General features: G+C 70.2%; 18 protein-coding genes and 1 tRNA gene. 7 read left to right on the plus strand and 12 right to left on the minus strand.

The window, feature by feature from the left end; all coding sequences use genetic code 11:
- The first annotated feature begins 284 nt into the window (after nucleotides 1-284).
- Nucleotides 285-869, plus strand: coding sequence for a recombinase family protein (locus U1T56_RS13715; RefSeq protein ID WP_418160051.1), 585 nt, complete (start codon nucleotides 285-287; stop codon nucleotides 867-869).
- A 282-nt stretch (nucleotides 870-1,151) separates the two neighbouring features.
- Here the strand turns inward: U1T56_RS13715 and U1T56_RS13720 are convergent.
- From U1T56_RS13720 to rph, 3 genes are all read right to left on the minus strand, one after another.
- Nucleotides 1,152-1,227 (minus strand) — tRNA-Ala (locus tag U1T56_RS13720).
- Between the two features lie 60 nt (nucleotides 1,228-1,287).
- Nucleotides 1,288-1,899: an RdgB/HAM1 family non-canonical purine NTP pyrophosphatase gene (gene rdgB / locus U1T56_RS13725; protein WP_418160052.1), complete on the minus strand. Its 612-nt coding sequence runs from the start codon at nucleotides 1,897-1,899 to the stop codon at nucleotides 1,288-1,290.
- An 18-nt stretch (nucleotides 1,900-1,917) separates the two neighbouring features.
- Nucleotides 1,918-2,637, minus strand: a complete 720-nt coding sequence (gene rph, locus U1T56_RS13730; RefSeq protein ID WP_418160167.1) for a ribonuclease PH — start codon at nucleotides 2,635-2,637, stop codon at nucleotides 1,918-1,920.
- 302 nt (nucleotides 2,638-2,939) lie between these two features.
- Between rph and U1T56_RS13735 the strand changes: the two genes are divergently transcribed.
- Entirely contained in the window at nucleotides 2,940-4,160 is a 1,221-nt protein-coding gene (locus U1T56_RS13735; RefSeq protein ID WP_418160053.1) for an MFS transporter, read from the plus strand.
- 3 nt (nucleotides 4,161-4,163) lie between these two features.
- Here U1T56_RS13735 and U1T56_RS13740 read toward each other — a convergent pair whose 3' ends face one another.
- On the minus strand, nucleotides 4,164-5,720 hold the full coding sequence (locus U1T56_RS13740; protein ID WP_418160054.1) for a gamma-glutamyltransferase: 1,557 nt from the start codon (nucleotides 5,718-5,720) through the stop codon (nucleotides 4,164-4,166).
- Between the two features lie 156 nt (nucleotides 5,721-5,876).
- On the opposite strand from U1T56_RS13740, the gene U1T56_RS13745 reads away from it, so the two are divergent.
- Nucleotides 5,877-6,377, plus strand: coding sequence for a YcgJ family protein (locus tag U1T56_RS13745; RefSeq protein WP_418160055.1), 501 nt, complete (start codon nucleotides 5,877-5,879; stop codon nucleotides 6,375-6,377).
- A gap of 252 nt (nucleotides 6,378-6,629) precedes the next feature.
- Nucleotides 6,630-7,031, plus strand: a complete 402-nt coding sequence (locus U1T56_RS13750; protein WP_418160056.1) for a septal ring lytic transglycosylase RlpA family protein — start codon at nucleotides 6,630-6,632, stop codon at nucleotides 7,029-7,031.
- A gap of 21 nt (nucleotides 7,032-7,052) precedes the next feature.
- Here U1T56_RS13750 and U1T56_RS13755 read toward each other — a convergent pair whose 3' ends face one another.
- The gene (locus U1T56_RS13755) at nucleotides 7,053-7,862 is read right to left on the minus strand and encodes a cell wall hydrolase (protein ID WP_418160057.1); all 810 of its coding nucleotides are present in this window, start codon (nucleotides 7,860-7,862) and stop codon (nucleotides 7,053-7,055) included.
- A 195-nt stretch (nucleotides 7,863-8,057) separates the two neighbouring features.
- Between U1T56_RS13755 and U1T56_RS13760 the strand changes: the two genes are divergently transcribed.
- Nucleotides 8,058-8,519 (plus strand): gamma-glutamylcyclotransferase family protein, encoded by a 462-nt coding sequence (locus U1T56_RS13760; protein WP_418160058.1) that lies wholly within the window; start codon nucleotides 8,058-8,060, stop codon nucleotides 8,517-8,519.
- A 414-nt stretch (nucleotides 8,520-8,933) separates the two neighbouring features.
- On the opposite strand, the gene U1T56_RS13765 is transcribed toward U1T56_RS13760, so the two are convergent.
- On the minus strand, nucleotides 8,934-9,920 hold the full coding sequence (locus tag U1T56_RS13765; protein ID WP_418160059.1) for a 2-hydroxyacid dehydrogenase: 987 nt from the start codon (nucleotides 9,918-9,920) through the stop codon (nucleotides 8,934-8,936).
- Nucleotides 9,921-10,076: 156 nt separating this feature from the next.
- Here U1T56_RS13765 and U1T56_RS13770 point away from each other — a divergent pair, with 156 nt between their 5' ends.
- Entirely contained in the window at nucleotides 10,077-10,604 is a 528-nt protein-coding gene (locus tag U1T56_RS13770) for an SH3 domain-containing protein (protein ID WP_418160060.1), read from the plus strand.
- Between the two features lie 205 nt (nucleotides 10,605-10,809).
- On the opposite strand, the gene U1T56_RS13775 is transcribed toward U1T56_RS13770, so the two are convergent.
- From U1T56_RS13775 to U1T56_RS13790, 4 genes are all read right to left on the minus strand, one after another.
- A complete protein-coding gene (locus tag U1T56_RS13775; protein WP_418160061.1) occupies nucleotides 10,810-12,087 on the minus strand; it encodes a DUF3137 domain-containing protein in 1,278 nt (425 codons plus the stop codon).
- Nucleotides 12,084-12,677: a LemA family protein gene (locus U1T56_RS13780; protein WP_418160062.1), complete on the minus strand. Its 594-nt coding sequence runs from the start codon at nucleotides 12,675-12,677 to the stop codon at nucleotides 12,084-12,086. Before U1T56_RS13780 ends, U1T56_RS13775 begins: the two co-directional genes overlap by 4 nt.
- A gap of 74 nt (nucleotides 12,678-12,751) precedes the next feature.
- Nucleotides 12,752-13,264: an Rrf2 family transcriptional regulator gene (locus tag U1T56_RS13785; RefSeq protein WP_418160063.1), complete on the minus strand. Its 513-nt coding sequence runs from the start codon at nucleotides 13,262-13,264 to the stop codon at nucleotides 12,752-12,754.
- 9 nt (nucleotides 13,265-13,273) lie between these two features.
- Nucleotides 13,274-13,831 carry a response regulator gene (locus tag U1T56_RS13790; RefSeq protein WP_418160064.1) on the minus strand — a complete coding sequence of 186 codons (558 nt, stop codon included), beginning with the start codon at nucleotides 13,829-13,831 and terminating at the stop codon, nucleotides 13,274-13,276.
- Nucleotides 13,832-13,880: 49 nt separating this feature from the next.
- Between U1T56_RS13790 and U1T56_RS13795 the strand changes: the two genes are divergently transcribed.
- Complete coding sequence (locus tag U1T56_RS13795) at nucleotides 13,881-14,153, plus strand: DUF2934 domain-containing protein (RefSeq protein ID WP_418160065.1); 273 nt, start codon at nucleotides 13,881-13,883, stop codon at nucleotides 14,151-14,153.
- A 182-nt stretch (nucleotides 14,154-14,335) separates the two neighbouring features.
- On the opposite strand, the gene U1T56_RS13800 is transcribed toward U1T56_RS13795, so the two are convergent.
- Both U1T56_RS13800 and U1T56_RS13805 read right to left on the minus strand, forming a co-directional pair.
- Nucleotides 14,336-14,470, minus strand: coding sequence for a hypothetical protein (locus U1T56_RS13800; RefSeq protein ID WP_418160066.1), 135 nt, complete (start codon nucleotides 14,468-14,470; stop codon nucleotides 14,336-14,338).
- A 185-nt stretch (nucleotides 14,471-14,655) separates the two neighbouring features.
- A complete protein-coding gene (locus tag U1T56_RS13805; protein ID WP_418160067.1) occupies nucleotides 14,656-15,843 on the minus strand; it encodes an FG-GAP repeat domain-containing protein in 1,188 nt (395 codons plus the stop codon).
- Nucleotides 15,844-16,034 lie beyond the last annotated feature (191 nt).

Genomic DNA, 16,034 nt, shown 5'->3' on the forward strand with positions numbered 1-16,034 from the left:
TTGCCCTCGTGCTCGCCTTCGTGGTGCAGACCATGGTTGTGGCGGTAGAATGTGAGGCCATCCTTGTGACCGATAGAGGACTGGCCACCGACATTGGCTTTGGGCCAACGAGACAAGACGAGACGAGCAGCCCCAGGCCACCCTTGTGTCTCACATGGGCTTGCCCCAGCGGCACACGAGAGTGCCGCCTCGAATGTGTCTCACACGAATGGGTGTTGACCTTGTGATACGTCTCATCCAAGAAGGAAGCCCCAATGAGACGAACGCGGGCGAGAGAGACACCCATGCTGATCGGCTACGCGCGGACCTCCACCACCGACCAAGAGGCCAGCTTCGAGGCCCAACAGGAGGAGCTTCGCAAGGCAGGCTGCGAGAAGGTCTACCGTGAGCAGGTCTCGGCGGTAGCCAAGGAGCGCCCCCAACTGGACAAGGCCCTCGGCCACCTGCGGCCGGGTGACGTGCTGGTCGTGACCAAGCTCGACCGCCTCGCCCGCTCGGTAGAGCACCTGATCGCCTTGGTGCGCCAGATCGAGGCAAGCGGAGCATCCCTTCGTATCCTTGGCCTGGGGCTCGACACGGCGACGCCTACGGGTCGCCTCATGCTGACCATGCTCGGGGCCGTGGCCGAATTCGAGCGCTCCTTGATGCTGGAGCGGCAGAGGGTCGGGATCGAGAAGGCGAAGGGCGAGGGGAAGTACAAGGGCCGGAAGCCCACGGCTCGGGCCAAGAGCGCCCAGGTGATGGACCTGAAGGCGCAGGGGGTCGGTCCTGCGGAGATCGCCAGGAGGCTCGGCATTGGGAGGGCCAGCGTGTACCGCATCCTTGGCCGTCGGCTCGCGAGTGGTGACACTCGGGCTGCCCAGGAGTGAGCACAAGATGTAGTAGGGAAACCCTAGTAAATTACTAGGAATAGTGTAACTCAGTCTCAGGGTGGGACAATGTTGACGAGGGAAAATCCAGACCCTCGGGGCTCCCCACGGGTGCCCCTCTGGCCTGACACGGAGCGCACTCTGCTCCGCTTCGCGGACACACCGCAGCTCTGCTCCACCAGTGCTCCACGACCGTCTGGACCCCGTGTCTCCCCTCGTGCTACCCCTACGGGCGAGGACGCCAGACAGCCAAGGAATCAAAGGCTTAGGTGCAAGGCTTGATGGTGGAGCCGATCGGACTCGAACCGACGACATCCTGCTTGCAAAGCAGGCGCTCTCCCAACTGAGCTACGGCCCCGGTGCGGGCGGTATATGGCGCGAAACGGCGGGCGGTGCAAGGCTGCCCGTGTGCGACGGGTCAGTCCTGCTCGATGGCTGCCACGAAAGCGTCGAGCGCCAGGCGGCGATGGCTGATGGCGTGCTTCTCCTCGGCCGTCATCTCGGCAAAGGTCTTCTCGAAGCCGTCGGGCACGAAGATCGGGTCGTAGCCGAAGCCCCTGGCCCCCCGCGGGGTATCGACCAGGGTGCCCTCGACCCGGCCCTCGAAGAAGCGGTGGCGGCCGTCCGGATGACATAAGCACAAGACCGCGACGAAGGCGGCGCGCTTGTCGGCCGCCGCGAAGCTGCCGAAGCGCCGGCGCAGGCCGTCCAGAACCTTGCGGATCGCAAGCTCGAAATCGCGCGCAGGTCCGGCCCAGCGGGCCGAGTGGATGCCGGGCTCGCCACCCAGGCCGTAGACGACGAGGCCGCTGTCGTCGGCGAGCGCCGGCAGGCCGGTCGCCTCGGCGGCCGCCCGCGCCTTCAAGAGCGCGTTCTCGGCGAAGGTCGCACCGGTCTCCGCGGGCTCGGGCAGGCCCAGGGCGGCCGCACCTTCGACCCCGATCCCGTGCGGTGCCAGCAGGAACTCGAACTCCCTGAGCTTGCCGGGATTGTGGGTCGCGATCAGGAGCCTCTTGCCGTCGATCAGCATTCTCGTGCCTTCCGTTCCTCAGGCGAGCCCCAGAACCTGCCGCTGCAGCGCCACGAGCTCGGCGATGCCCGCCCTCGCCAGCGCGCGCATGGCCTCGAACTGCTCGACCCCGATCGGCGTCTGTTCGGCCGTGACCTGGATCTCGACGATGCCGCCCGAGGCCGCGAGCACGAAGTTGGCATCCGCCTCGGCCGTGCTGTCCTCGGCATAGTCGAGGTCGAGGACGGGCGTGCCCTGGATCAGGCCGCAGGAGACCGCCGCCACCGGCTCGCGCAAGGGCAGCCGCGGCAGCTCGCCCGCGGCCACGAGCTTCTGAAGCGCCCGGTGCAGGGCGACGTAGGCGCCGGTGATCGAGGCCGTGCGCGTGCCGCCGTCGGCCTGGAGCACGTCGCAGTCGACGATCACCTGGCGCTCGCCCATGGCATCCGTCTCGGTGACGGCGCGCAAGCTGCGGCCGATCAGGCGCTGGATCTCGAGGGTGCGGCCGGACTGCTTGCCGCGCGCCGCCTCGCGCGGGGTGCGGGTGTTGGTCGAGCGCGGCAGCATGCCGTACTCGGCCGTGACCCAGCCTTTGCCGGTGTTGCGCAAGAAGGGTGGCACCCGCTCCTCGACCGTGGCCGTGCACAAGACGTGGGTGTCGCCGAAGCGGACGAGGCAGGAGCCTTCGGCGTGGCGGGCGACGTCGAGCTCGAGGCTCACGGGGCGCATCTGGTCGATGGCGCGGCCGGAGGGGCGCATCATGGGCTTCCTTCACCGATCACGAGACGGGCGGGTGTAGCGCAAGCGCGGCGCCCGTTCAAACCGGACCGTGCGCCGGCGGTGAGCAGGCCGGGTCGCGCGCGGCATTTCGGGGATGGCGGAAGGGCCGCTCTCGGGGTCATGCTCCGGCAGCGCGCCGCCCCCCGACGGCGGATGCTCGGGTCGGGGGGCCCGATCCACCGGCGGATCGAGGAGGGCATCGTGGCGAGCACCGCGACGATCGCGGCAAGGGTGGGCAGCGGCCCGCTCCGCCGGGCGACGTGCCCGACGGATGCCGGCCGATGAGCCTGCTCCTGCCGCCGGGTGCTGGGCGGGAAGCGAGGCTCCTGCTGCTGGCACGGGGCCTGCGCGCCGCCGCCGACGGCTGGATCAGCATCGTCCTGCCCTCCTATCTTCTGGCGCTGGGCCTCGGCGCGCTCGAGATCGGCATCCTCGCCACCACGACCATGTTGGGCTCGTCGGTGCTGACGCTGGCCGTGGGCTTCATGGCGGGCCGGCTCGATCCGCGCCGCACACTGCTCGCGGCCTCGCTACTGATGGCGGCGACGGGCCTCGCCTTCGCGCTCGCGGGCGGCTTCTGGCCGCTCCTCGTCGTGGCCTTCGTGGGTACGCTCAACCCGTCCTCGGGCGATGTCAGCCTGTTCTTGCCACTCGAGCAGTCGCTGCTCGCCCACAGCACCGCCGAACGCGACCGCACGGCGCTCTTCGCCCGCTACAGCCTCGTGGGCTCGCTGTGCGGCGCCAGCGGCACGCTCGTGGCCGTCCTGCCCGAGACCGGGGAGCGGCTCGGCATCCCGCTCCTCGCCGGTCTGCGGGCGATGTTCGTCCTCTACGGCTTCGTCGGCGTCGCGGCCTGGCTGGCCTATCGCGGGCTGCCGCGCGGGAGCGACGGCACGGACGGACGGCCAGCGGCGCCGCTCGGGCCTTCGCGGCGGATCGTCCATCGGCTCGCCGCCCTCTTCAGCCTCGACAGCTTCGCCGGCGGGCTCGTGGTGCAGTCGCTGCTCGCCTTGTGGCTGTTCGACGCTTTCGGCCTGTCGCTCGCTGCAGCGGCGAAGCTGTTCTTCTGGACCGGCGTGCTCAGCGCCGCCTCCTATCTCGCCGCCCCGCCGCTGGCACGGCGGATCGGCCTGATCCGGACCATGGTGTTCACCCATCTGCCGGCGAATGTCTGCCTCGCTCTGGTGCCGTTCACGAGCGCCCTCTGGCAGGCGGTGGCCCTCCTTCTCGTCCGCAGCCTGCTCTCGCAGATGGACGTGCCGGCGCGCACCTCCTACGTCATGGCGGTGGTGACCCCGCCCGAACGGCCGGCGGCAGCGAGCCTCACCAACGTGCCGCGCAGCCTGGCCGCGGCCCTGAGCCCGACGCTCGCGGGCTGGCTCCTCGGGCTCTCGGGCTTCGGCTGGCCGCTGCTCCTGGCCGGCCTGCTCAAGATCACCTACGACCTCGCCCTGCTCGCCCGGTTCCGCCACGTGCGTCCGCCCGAGGAGCGGGCCGGGTGAGCCTCAGATCTCGGCCGCCGCAGCGGCGCGAGGCTGCCAGATCTCGGTCATGCCCTCGTTGCGCTCCTCGGCCGCGTCGTGCAGCACCGCGCCGGGGCAGGCGAAGAGGAGCGGGCTCGGCTGCGGCGGCAGGCTGCGGACGGGCACCCCGCTCAGAGCGTCCGGCTCGATGGCGAAGCCCAGCCGGGCATCGAGCGTCACGAGATCGGGCCCGCTCACGTCGAGCCGCGGCTGGCGGAACGCATCCTCGAGGCTCATCTCGAAATCGGCCAGGAACGAGGCGATCTGCAGCACCGCCGGCAGGATGCGCCGCCCGCCCGAAGCACCCAGCGCGAAGCGCCGCTCGCCCGAAAAGCCGAGTACCGGGCACATGTTCGACAAAGGCCTTTTCGCGGGGCCGATCGCGTTGGGTCCGCCCGGCCGCGGATCGAACCACATGATGCCGTTGTTGAGGAGAAGGCCGGTGCCGGGTGCGAGCAGCTTGCTGCCGAACGTCGACAGGAGGGTCTGCGTGAGCGCTACCAGATTGCCGTGACGGTCGACCACCGAAAGATGCGAGGTGCAGGCGGGAGCGCGCCGATCGTCGCCCTGGTCTGTCAGCCGCTCGCGATAGGCACCGAGCAGAGCACGCGCATAAGCCGTGAAGGCGGCGGGGCCGGGGTGACGGTCGCGGCCGGGCTCCAGCTCGCGCAGGAGCTCGAGGCAGCGCACGAAGCTCGTCCCGGCGTAAAGACCCGGCATGGCGAGGAAGCGGTTGCCCCGATGCTCGGCCGCGAGCGGTGCCGTGATCCGGGCGCGGTAGGCCGCGAGGTCCGCCGCATCGATCGGCACGCCGAGCCGCGTGCAGTCGGCCAGGAGCCGCATCGCGAGCCCGCCCTCGTAGAACCCGCGCGGCCCTTCCTCGGCGAGCTCGCGCAGGCTGTCGGCGAGCCCCGGCAGCGCGAGCCGCAGCGGGTCGCCGGTCCAGGGCGGCACCGGCGGCAAGCCTTCGGGCAGCCAGACGGCGGCGGCTTCGGGATGGAGCCGCAGCTCGCGCGCCGCGTTCGCGATCGTCTGGCTCACGTACCAGTCGACCGCGAGCCCCGCCTCGGCAAGCGCGATCGCGGGTGCGGCGAGCTCGGCGAAGGGCAGGCGGCCGAACCGCTCGTGCGCGAGCCGGTAGCCGTCGGCCTGCCCCGGCACCGCGACCGAGAACGGGCCGTGCAGGTTGCGGTCCCCGACGACGGCGGGCCACCCGAACAGGTCGCCGGCCTTGCCGCCGGCGAGCGGATACAGGGCGGGATCGAGCTTACGGGGCGAGACCATACCGAAGTCGATGGCCTCCGCCCGACCTTCCTCGGCCAGCCAGACCAGCATGCAGCCGCCCCCGCCGAGGCCGCTCATCCAGGGCTCGACCACGCCGAGAGCGAGGGAGGCGGCGATCGCCGCGTCGACCGCGTTGCCGCCGGCGCGCAGGATCTCGGCTCCGACCTCGGCCGCGGCGCGGCTCTGTGCCGCGACGACTCCCCGCGCCGAGCGGACGACCTCCTTGTCGACCTGCCAGGTCGTGCCCGCGATCATGGCACCTCTCCTCGTGCTGCCGTCCCGAGGGGTAGAGCGGGCGCCGGAAACCGGCAAGGCTCGGGCCGGCATGGCGCGCGCCTTCCCTTGCGCATGAGCGGAACATGGACCATCTATCATGATCGGCGGCGCATCGGCCGCCTCTGAGGTGCTGCCATGCTGCGCGTTCTCGGCCCGCTCGTGGCCCTGGGGCTTCTCACCGGATGCGTGACCGACGGCAACGGAGGCGGGTACGGCGATGCCAGCTCCGGCATACGCTGGAGCGGTCCCTACGGCGATCCTTACGCCCGGCCGCTTCCCGGCTATCCGTTCTACGGCCCTTACGGCTATGGCCCTTATGGCGGCCCGTTCCGGCGCTACGACGACGATGCCGGCCGTTTCGTGCGGCGGGGCAACGTCGTCTGCGATCGGGCGACCGAGACCTGCTATCGCGGCCGCGAGCTCGACGTGAGCGAAACGCGCGACTTCTTCGGCAGGAAGGCCGCGCGCGAGGCCGACCGGGTGCGCGACGCGTTCGGCACCAACCACGTCTTCCGGGCCGACGACGACGTGGTCTGCAACCGGCGCGAGCGGGTCTGCTACAAGGACGGCCACCCGGACCGCAGCGAGACGCGCGACCTCTTCGGCAAGAAGGCCGCGCGCCGGCTGGGCGACTGACCGCCCGGTTCCGGGCTGCATCTCTTCGCGAACGCTGATCAAGCAAACCGAAATAATCGCCAGCCACCCGGCAGAACGGCGGCAGTCCCATCCCTGCTGTCCGATGCTGCCGGGAACAATCCTTCAGCTCTCCGGTTAGTCCGGCGTCTCTCGACGCACCAAGAACGGCGTCTTCTGCTTCTTCCGCCTCGGAAAGGAGGTCGAGAAGTTTCGGCGGAACGTGGGCAGAGCGCACAACCGGAGATGCTGGACATGCGCCGACTGACGGCATTCATCCTGACGTCCTTCGCTCTCGTCCTGGCGGCCGGCCAGGCCCATGCCGGGCGGGGCCGGGCCGCCTTCGCCCAGGTCGGCGTGGCGTCCTGGTACGGCCCCGGCTTTCACGGCCGGCGCACCGCGAGCGGCGAGCCGTTCGACCAGGACGATCTCACCGCCGCGCATCGCGACCTGCCGCTCGGCAGCGAGGTGACGGTGACCAATCTCGAGAACGGCCGCTCGATCGTCGTCCAGATCAACGACCGCGGGCCCTACGTGAAAGGCCGGGTCATCGACCTCTCCAAAGCCGCCGCCCGCCGCCTCGGCATCATCGAAGAGGGCGTGGCCAAGGTCCGGATCGAGGCCACGCCGCAGCAGCTCGCCCTCGCCGAGCGCTGAGGCGACGCTGTCGGCGGCCGCTCAGGGCTTCTCGGCGAGCCGCCATCCCGGCCGGAAGTAGCGCTTGAGCTGTTCTTGCCGTCGCGCCAGCTCGCCGGTGCGGCTCCAGGCGCGAAGAACCGCCGGCGGCACCGGCCGGGTCGGGATCTTGGGTCCGCGCGGGTCGAACAGGCCATAGGCCGCAGCCGCGGTCACCTGTTTCTCCTTGCCGTAGCCCTTGCCGGCCATTCTGCAGTCGAGCGCCGGCGCCCCGCGCGGCTCGCCCGCGGCGTAGTGCGTCATGAACACGTGCTGCCCGATGACTGCGGTTCGCTTCAGCCCGGCGAACCAGGGGCATTTGGCGGGGTCCATGAGGGTCGGGTTGACGAAGTAGAGCGCACCGCCGGTCGGATCGCGGGGTGCGAGCCAGTCGAGCGCCACGGCGAGCCGCCAGGCCTGAACCAGCACGAGGCGCGCCTCGCGCGAGGTGGCGCCCAGCACCTCCGAGAGATTCTTGCCCTCGGGTGCTGCCAGCGCGCTGCGCAGGGCGGGCCGCTCGCTCACCGGCTGGAACTGGCCGTCCTGCAGCGCCACGGCGCAGATGTCCTTGGGAAAGCTCGGATGGGCGAGACGGTTGCGCACCACCCGCATCACCGCCGCCATTCCGGCCGCACCCTCGCCCGCCGCCTCGGCATAGGCGATCATGGTGAGGCAGCGCCGCTGGCGATCGTCGAGGATCGCCGCCGCGGCGGCACGGGTCGTGGGCAGCGCGCCGTGCAGCACGAGCAGAAGAAGGCCCAGGCGGTGCAGCAGGCGGACGATCGGCAAGAGCGCTCCTCTTCTCGAGATCACGGGTTGCCTTCCCGTAGCGCAAGGTCGATCCCCGAGGCCAGCCGGAACGATCGCGGCCGCGAGCGCCCTTGCATCGCGCCGATCGTCTGCTATCTCCCGCGCACGACCCTCCGCCCCTCGCGGCGGCAACGGACGGAGGTGGTGGCGATGCGGCAGGCGCTGGCCCCGGTGTCCCGGCCACTTCAGGTGGCAGAGATGATCCCGCTGTCGGCGGCCGGCCGGCAGCCCTTGTTCTTCTTCGGCACGCTCACCGATCTCGACGTGCTGGCCTACGTGCTGGCCCGGCCGATCGATCTCGACGATCTGGCGCCCGCCACGATCGCGGGCTTTCGCCGCGTGCAGGCTCGCGGCGCCAGCTACCCGGTCCTGATCCCGGCATCCGGCAGCCGGGTCGAAGGGCTCCTGCTGCGGCACGCCACCCGGCGCGACATCGCCCGCATCAACCACTACGAGAGCGAGGAGTACCGGGCCGAGCTGCACCGGGTCGCGACGGCCGATGGCGCCCGTCACGCGGCCTGGCTCTATCTCGGCCTCGACCATCTCGAGGCCAGCGACGAGCCATGGGAGCTCGAGGCGTGGCAGCGCATCCACAAGGCCGGATTTTTCGCCGCCTGCGACGGCTGGATGGCCGATTTCCGCGAGCTCGAGGGCACATGAACCTACGCACGAGCGAAATCGATCGTTGACAGCCCGCCCGGGATCTGCGCGAACTCCGGGCAGGTGGCAACCAGCAGAAAGGAGGTGATCCGATGTCTAGCGCTATGGTGCGTGGGCTCGAGCTTGCGGCGCGGATGTCGATCACGTCCGCTCGCGGACTTCAGACCAGGCGATAACGTCAACAGACGACCGCCGAAGCACCTACGCTTCGCTGAACGGGGCCGCCTTGCGCAAGGCGGCCCCTCTTCATTTCCAGGCGCGCCCCGGAGCCCGGCGGCCACCCGGGCAAGCGATGCCCCCGACGGACTCGATTCGGCTGGCGCGGGTCGGGGGGCGGCGCTCACCGTGACCGGCGCCGCGCGACAGCTCCCGACCTCGCCCGCCGATGGCCCTTCCCGGCTTCTCGTGCCTCCCTCACACCATGCTCGGCAGCACGCGATCCGGCGGACGGTGACCGTCGGCGAAGGTCTTGATGTTGATGATGACCTTCTCGCCCATGTCGATGCGGCCCTCGATCGTGGCCGAGCCCATGTGGGGCAGGAGCACGACGTTCTCGAGCTGGCGCAGCTTCGGGTTGATGGCAGGCTCGTGCTCGAACACGTCGAGGCCGGCGCCGGCGATCCGCTTCTCGCGCAGGAGACGGGTGAGCGCCGCCTCGTCGATCACCTCGCCGCGGCTCGTGTTGACGATGATGGCGTGCGGCTGGAGAAGGGCGAGCCGCCGGGCGGAGAGGAGATGGAAGGTCCCCGGCGTGTGCGGGCAATTGATGCTGACGATGTCGACCCGGGCGAGCATCTGGTCGAGGCTCTCCCAGTAGGTGGCCTCGAGCTCGGCCTCCAGGCTCTCGTGGACGCGGCGGCGGTTGTGGTAGTGGACGGAGAGGCCGAAGCCCTTGGCACGACGGGCGACGGCGCTGCCGATCCGTCCCATGCCGACGATGCCGAGCCGCTTGCCCCAGATGCGGTGGCCCAGCATCGAGGTCGGGCTCCAACCGGACCACTCGCCTGAGCGGGCGAGGCGCTCGCCCTCGGCGAGGCGGCGCGCGACCGCGAGGATGAGCGCCATGGTCATGTCGGCCGTGTCCTCGGTGAGCACGCCGGGCGTGTTGGTGACGGTGATGCCGCGCTTGTAGGCCGCCTCGACGTCGATGTTGTCGACACCGGTACCGTAGTTGGCGATCAGGCGCAGGCGCTCGCCGGCGTGGGCCAGGACCGAGCTGTCGATCCGGTCGGTGACGGTGGGCACCAGCACGTCGCAGCTCTTCACCGCCTCGATCAGCTCGGCCTTGGAGAGCGGCTGGTCGGTCGTGTTGAGGCGGGTCTGGAACAGCTCCATCATCCGGGTCTCGATCACGTCCGGCAGCTTGCGGGTGACGATGACGACCGGTCGGTTGCGCGGCATCGGGAACCTCCAGTGGAGCGCGGCGGCTTGGAGCTAGGCAGTAGCAGAAACGGCAGCGTCGCTCAAACGCGGTGCTGCGGTGCAGAGGGCTTCAATCCCCCGCCCGCGGGCGGTATGACGAGCGCATCGTTTCCGGCTGGCAAGGGATCACGGTCCGTGACCGCCTTCTCCTCCCGCATCCGACGCCTCGCCCTCGCCTTTGCCGTGCTCGGCGCCGGCATGGGCGGAGCCGCGGCCGAGAACGCGGCACCCCCCGGCTCGCGCGGAATCGGCCCGAGCGGGCTGCCGCTGCCGCGCTTCGCATCGCTCGCCTCCTCCGAGGTCAACGTGCGCACCGGCCCCAGCACCGACCATCCGATCCGCTGGGTCTACACGCGCGTCAACCTGCCCGTGAGAATCGTCGAGGAGTTCGACGTCTGGCGGCGGATCGAAGACCCGGACGGCGAGACCGGCTGGGCGCATGCGAGCCTGCTGCAGCTCCGCCGCACCGTGCTCGTGCGTGGGAAGGAGATCCAGGAGCTCCGCCGCTCACCCGACACGAACGCGCGCGTGGTGGCGCGGGTCGAGCCCGGCGTGATCGGCTCCCTGGTCGAGTGCAGCGACGGCTGGTGCCGGATCGAGGCCGGCGGCGAGCGCGGCTGGCTGCCAAAGACGGTCTTGTGGGGAGTGGGACCCGAAGACTAGGGCGTGCGGGTGGGCCAAAAGGCGATCCGCGCCCGCCACGCGCCGACCTTCAAACGGCTCGGCCCGCCTCGCTGCGGGAGGTCATAGCCAGAGCGAGGCCGCCCGGCTCCGGGAGCGTTTGCCGGCGGGCGCGCGGGTGACCTTGCTCGCCGTGGACGGGGCCGTGACCGGCAGCGGGGCGGGGCCGCTCCACGGTGTTCCTCCGCTAGCGGCCCCGCCCCGGCCCGCCCGCTTCGGTGCCGCGGGGCAGGCCGCGCAGCGGCGCGTTCCAGCGCCAGAAGAACTGCAGGAGTTCGACCACGCCGCGGCTTATGGCGAACACGCCGTAGGCGAGGCCCAGGAGGATCATGAAAGCGAGCTGCCAATAGCGCGCGAAATCGAAGCCGCTGGCGAGCCCCCAATAGCCGAAGAACGCGGCGAGCCCGCCGAAGAGCAGGCCCGAGGCGACGTAGATCAGCCGCAAGCCGACCTCGCCGATCAGCCGGAACGGGGCCAGGGAGAAGATCGTCTCGGTGGCGCCGAGGCTGACCGGAGCGTCGGCGACCGCAGGCGCCGAGGCTGCGGCGGGACCCAGCTGCATGCTTTCGAGCTCGAGCGTGGCCGCGATCGTCGCCGGCAGCTCGATCAGGCCCATGAGCCACTGCCGGTAGCCGTCGAGCCAGGAGCCGATCGGCAGCAGGAGCCGCCAGGCGGGGCAGCGCCAGCGCATGCCGGGCAGCGCCAGCAGCAGCCGGTCGCCGGTGAAGGCGCACATGAAGCCTCTGGCATGGGCATGCTCGTCCAGCGCTTTCAGCCGCTCCAGCATGGTGGTGGTGAGGATGGTCCGGGCCAGCACCTGATCGGTGCCGTAGGCTTCGAACACGCCCTCGAAGGTCGGGTCCTCCAGCGTCACCGGCTCGATGGGGCTGCCGGTCCGGGCGATCAGGTTGCCGAGAAGGCCGCGATCGCGCCGGACGAGGGTGAGCCCCGGCCGGCTCCGGGCCAGGCGGAAGCTGCCGAGAACGCCGCCGAACACCCGATAGCCGTTCTCGTCCTGGAGCAGGTTCGCCTCGAGCAGCGCGAAGGGCACGGTCCCCGACCGGCCGGCCAGCAGGTGGATGACGCGGGCACCCTCGAACGGCTCGACCAGTCCGCTGGTCCGGAACGGGCCGAGGCTGCAGCCGCTCTCGGCGAGCGCTCCGCGCACGTGGGCTCCGTCCTCGCCCCAGACGTAGCGGATCCCGGCCCGGTCCGCGACCAGCGCCTCCAGCACGAGCCGCGCCATGGCGCTCTGCCAGGCCAGAACGATCCAGGGGGCGGCGACGAGGCCGATGATGCCGAGCCAGAAGCAGGCCCCGCCCACCGCCTCCCAGTCCGGTCCCATGCTGCCGATCGCAGCACCGACCGGCCAGCTCAGGGTTCCGGCCGCCAGCGCCGCGAGCGCCCAGCCGAGCGTGATGCGCCGGCGCCGCTCGAGCCGCGCCTCGAGCTCCTGCCCGGTCACGGCTCAGGCTCCGGACGGGCCGCGCCCAGGATCTCCTCGACACTGGGCGCCTTGCGCGCCGCCGTGTCGGCCTCGAAGAACGGCATGGCTTCCACGCCCGCGAGCGCGGCGAGGAGGCTGCCCGGAAAGATCTGGATCAGGCTGTTGAGCCGGTTGACGGCGGCGTTGTAGAAGCGGCGCGCCGCCGTGATCTGCGCTTCCACCTCGGTCCAGGTGCGCTGCGCCTCGATCACCGTCGCGTCCGCCTTGAGCTCGGGATAGGCCTCCATCGCCACGAGGAGCCGGGCGGTCTTGCGCGCGAGCTCGCCTTCGGCCCGGAAGCGCTCGCCCATGGCGGCGGCGCTGTCCTCCAGCGGCCGTTCGAGCCGGGACCGGAGCCGGGTCACCTCCTCGATCAGACCGCGCTCGTGCGCCATGTACCGTGCCGCGAGCTGCACGATGTTGGGGATCAGGTCGTGGCGCTGGGTCAGATGCACGTCGATCGAGCTCAGCGCTTCGCGCACCTTGTTGCGCCGCGCCACGATCGCGGCGTACCAGAGATAGAGCGCTGCCAGCACCGCGACCACGATCGCGATCGAGCCCCAGGACATCGTGCCGACCTCCCTGCCTCGGCTGAGTTCCACTGCGCCGGATCGTGCCATGACCGGGCCGGGAAGGCTGTGCGTTAGCGCACGCGCGCAGGCTCCCGCGGCTCGTCCACGAGCAGCCGCAGCCGGGCCACGATGGCCTCCCGATCCGGCTGGGGGAGAAGATCGGCCAGGGTCGTGCGGTCGAGCACGGCGAAGAAGGCCGCGAGCGCCTCCTCGAGGACGGTCTGGAGCCGGCAGCAGCCGCCGATGGCGCAGCCCACGGGCTGCGCCGCGCCGGCCTCGCCGCCGTGCGGCGACCGACCGGCCGGCGGGAAGCAGTCGACCAGCGCCAGGTCCTCCTCGGTGCGCCGGACCACGTCGCCGATCCGGATCGCCTCGGGCGGCCGCGCCAGCCGCAGGCCACCGCCGCGGCCGCGCAGCGTCTCGACGAACCCGGCCCGGCCCAGCCCGTGCACCACCTTCACGAGATGGTTCTCCGAGATCCCGTAGGCTTCCGCGATCTCTCGGATCGAGGCGAGCCGGTTCGGGCACAGGCCCAGGAAGATCAGGACGCGCAGCGCGAAGTCGGTATGGCGGGTCAGGCGCATCGGGAAGGTTTATCTTTTTTGCATCTTTTCGTCGAGCGGTTCGCGTCTCTCCCCGGCCGAGGTCCGATCGGAAAGCCCGCGCCGCAGCAGACGGAGCAGCGCCACCTCGATCTCCTCGTACGTGTAGGGCTTGAGCAGGCAGGGAGCGCTGCGCAGCATCGTGTCGCTCAGGTCCTCGGCCGCATGTCCGGTCACCACGGCGAAGGGCACGCCCATCTCGCGCAGCCGCATCGCCACCGGAGCGGCCGAGCCGTCGGCGAGTTCGGCATCGATCAGCGCCAGATCCGGCTGCTCCTGCCGGAGCAGGCTCAAGGCATCCGCCACCGACGAGGCAGGACCCAGCACCGTGCAGCCGAGCCTCTCCGAGAGATCGGCGAGATCGAAGGCAATCACCGATACGTCCTCGGCGACCAGAAGCCTCCGGCCCGCCAGCTCCGATCCTTGAGCGTTCATTTCTTCCCCGAAATTATTCCTTATGGGCGAAAACGATAGCCCTGAAAAGCCGAAGCAGCAATCCGCGATCTCGCATGAAATTATGACGTAAAGGTTAAGGCACTGAAAGATCATGGCGGCAACTCCGCGTCCGGTACTGGCCGCCGCAGGTGCAGGTGCTACGATGACGCCGATCGTCACGGCCGCGGAGGTGACTCGGGTGGAAGGGATGGACGAAGCGCTGCGGCGCCGCATCGAGGAGCGGGCCTATACTCTCTGGGAGGCGGCCGGCCGGCCCGAAGGGCGTGAGCAGGAATATTGGCTGCTGGCCGAGCAGGAGATCCTGACCCAGTCGGTCGCGGGCGAGGAGGATCCCTATGTCGCCCTCGATCAGGAGGAACCCGGCTCCTTCGCGGCACCCGAGCCCGGCAAGCCGGCCGACCGCTCGACCGGCTGACCTCCGGGTCGAACGCTCCAGCACGAAAGTGCTGGTCTTTGTCCTGCAAGGCTTTCTGGAAATCGTTCGTGCGCGTGCCGTTGCATCGCGCGTGAGTTCCCGCCCGAGAGGCGGTATCGGGTGATATAGGAATATCATCATTAAATGGGTCCGAGTTCAAGGCGATCGGCCGGGATGTCCGCTCACGACCGGGTGTCGGCCTCGCCCGGCACGGGTGCGGGCTCGCCCAGGGCCTCGCGCGGCCGCAGCTTCTTCGCCGCCACGCAAGCGACGACGAGAAGCGGCGTGCCGGGGATCGGGCCCAAGGGGCCGAGCAACGCCCGAGACGGGCGATCCCGAGCCGTTGCTGCAGCTCCTGCCGGGCCTTCGGGAGACGGACGCGGCCATCCTCGGACGCGACCATGTCATGTGGACGAAGGCTGCGATGGTTTCGAGGGGCAGAAGCGGGCGGCTGCCGAGGCCGAGCACGGCAGCCTTCGCTACCGTGCTCCTGCGGCCGATGTCACCGGTTGGAGAAGGTGACGAGCTGGACTGGCCCCGGCTCGCCCCAGCGGCCGTTGGTCACGAGGAAAGCCGTCCGTCCGGTTCCGTTCCAGTTCGAGACCGCGGTCGCGACATCGCCTTCGCCCACCCGCGCCTGCGGGATCGGCGTGGTGCGGAAGCTCTTGCCGCCGCCATTGCCGAGCAGCATGACGTCGCCGTAGCGCTCGTTCTGGCCCTGGACGAGGTAGATGTCGAGCACCCCGTCGAGATCGACGTCCCCCACCGCCACGTCACGCCCCTGCTGCAGCGGCCAGGTGAAGCTCGCCTTGGGGAACGCGCCGTTCGCATTGAGCCGGATCGTGAACAATGTCTGCGCGACCTGCAGCAGGTCCAGCCTGCCGTCTCCGTCCACGTCCGCGAGCTCGAGCTGGATCGCGCTCGTCTTGCGGTAGGGTGTCGAGGCGCTGGTGTCCTGGAACCTGCCGCGGACGTTCTTGAGCGTGACGACGCCGCTCTTGGAGCAGAACAGGAGATCGGTCCAGCCGTCGCCGTCGATGTCGCCGGGCTCGACGCACACCGAGCCGAGCTCGCGCGTGACCGCCGGGTCCACCACCTCCTGGAACCGGCCGCCCAGATTGCGGTAGAGCCGGTTGGGGGTGGGAAAGATCGAGGGCACCTCGTTCGCCACCACGATATCGGGCAGGCCGTCGCGGTCGAAGTCGAGCACGGCGGCCTCGCGGCCGCGGCCGTGCGGGTCCGCCGCGCCCCAGGCATCGGGGACCTTGACGAAGCGGTGGTCCGGCGTCTGCAGATAGAGCTCGTTCGGGTAGTTGGTCTTGCACGTGCCCTGGCAGGCACCGACGACGCAGTAGAGGTCGATCAGCCCGTCCGGCAGCTTGGAGCTGCCGGTGCTGCCGAAGTCGGCGGCGACGCAGCCGTGGCGGTCCTGCCTCGGGAACGTGCCCGCCAGCACCTGGACGAAGCTGCCGTCGCCACGGTTCTGGAACAGCGGCCACTCCTTCATGCCGTGCGCGGAGAGCAGGATGTCGAGATCGCCGTCCTGGTCGTAGTCGAAGACGACGCTCTCGCCTTCGGTCTGCCCGTCCGGCTGGCCGAAATAGCTCAGCCCGGCGCTGGCGGCGATGTCGCGCGCGACGAGCAGCTGCGCCTGAGCCGAGGTGGCGAGAGCAGCGACGAGCCATGCCATCGCTCCCAGAACGCGCAGTATTTCGGCGTATGGTAATCTTCTAGGAGACATTGTTCGCTCGCAGCGGTGGTTATGATGATCAACGTTAACGGGACAGGGCTGCGTCCTGTCGTTTAATGATTGGACAAACATATGGTAGTATGAAGAAACTGCCGGATGGCAGGCTGGCCCTTGTCTCTTCTGCCCGACCG

The sequence above is a fragment of the Benzoatithermus flavus genome (assembly GCF_037908215.1).
GTDB classification, from domain to species: domain Bacteria; phylum Pseudomonadota; class Alphaproteobacteria; order Geminicoccales; family Geminicoccaceae; genus Benzoatithermus; species Benzoatithermus flavus.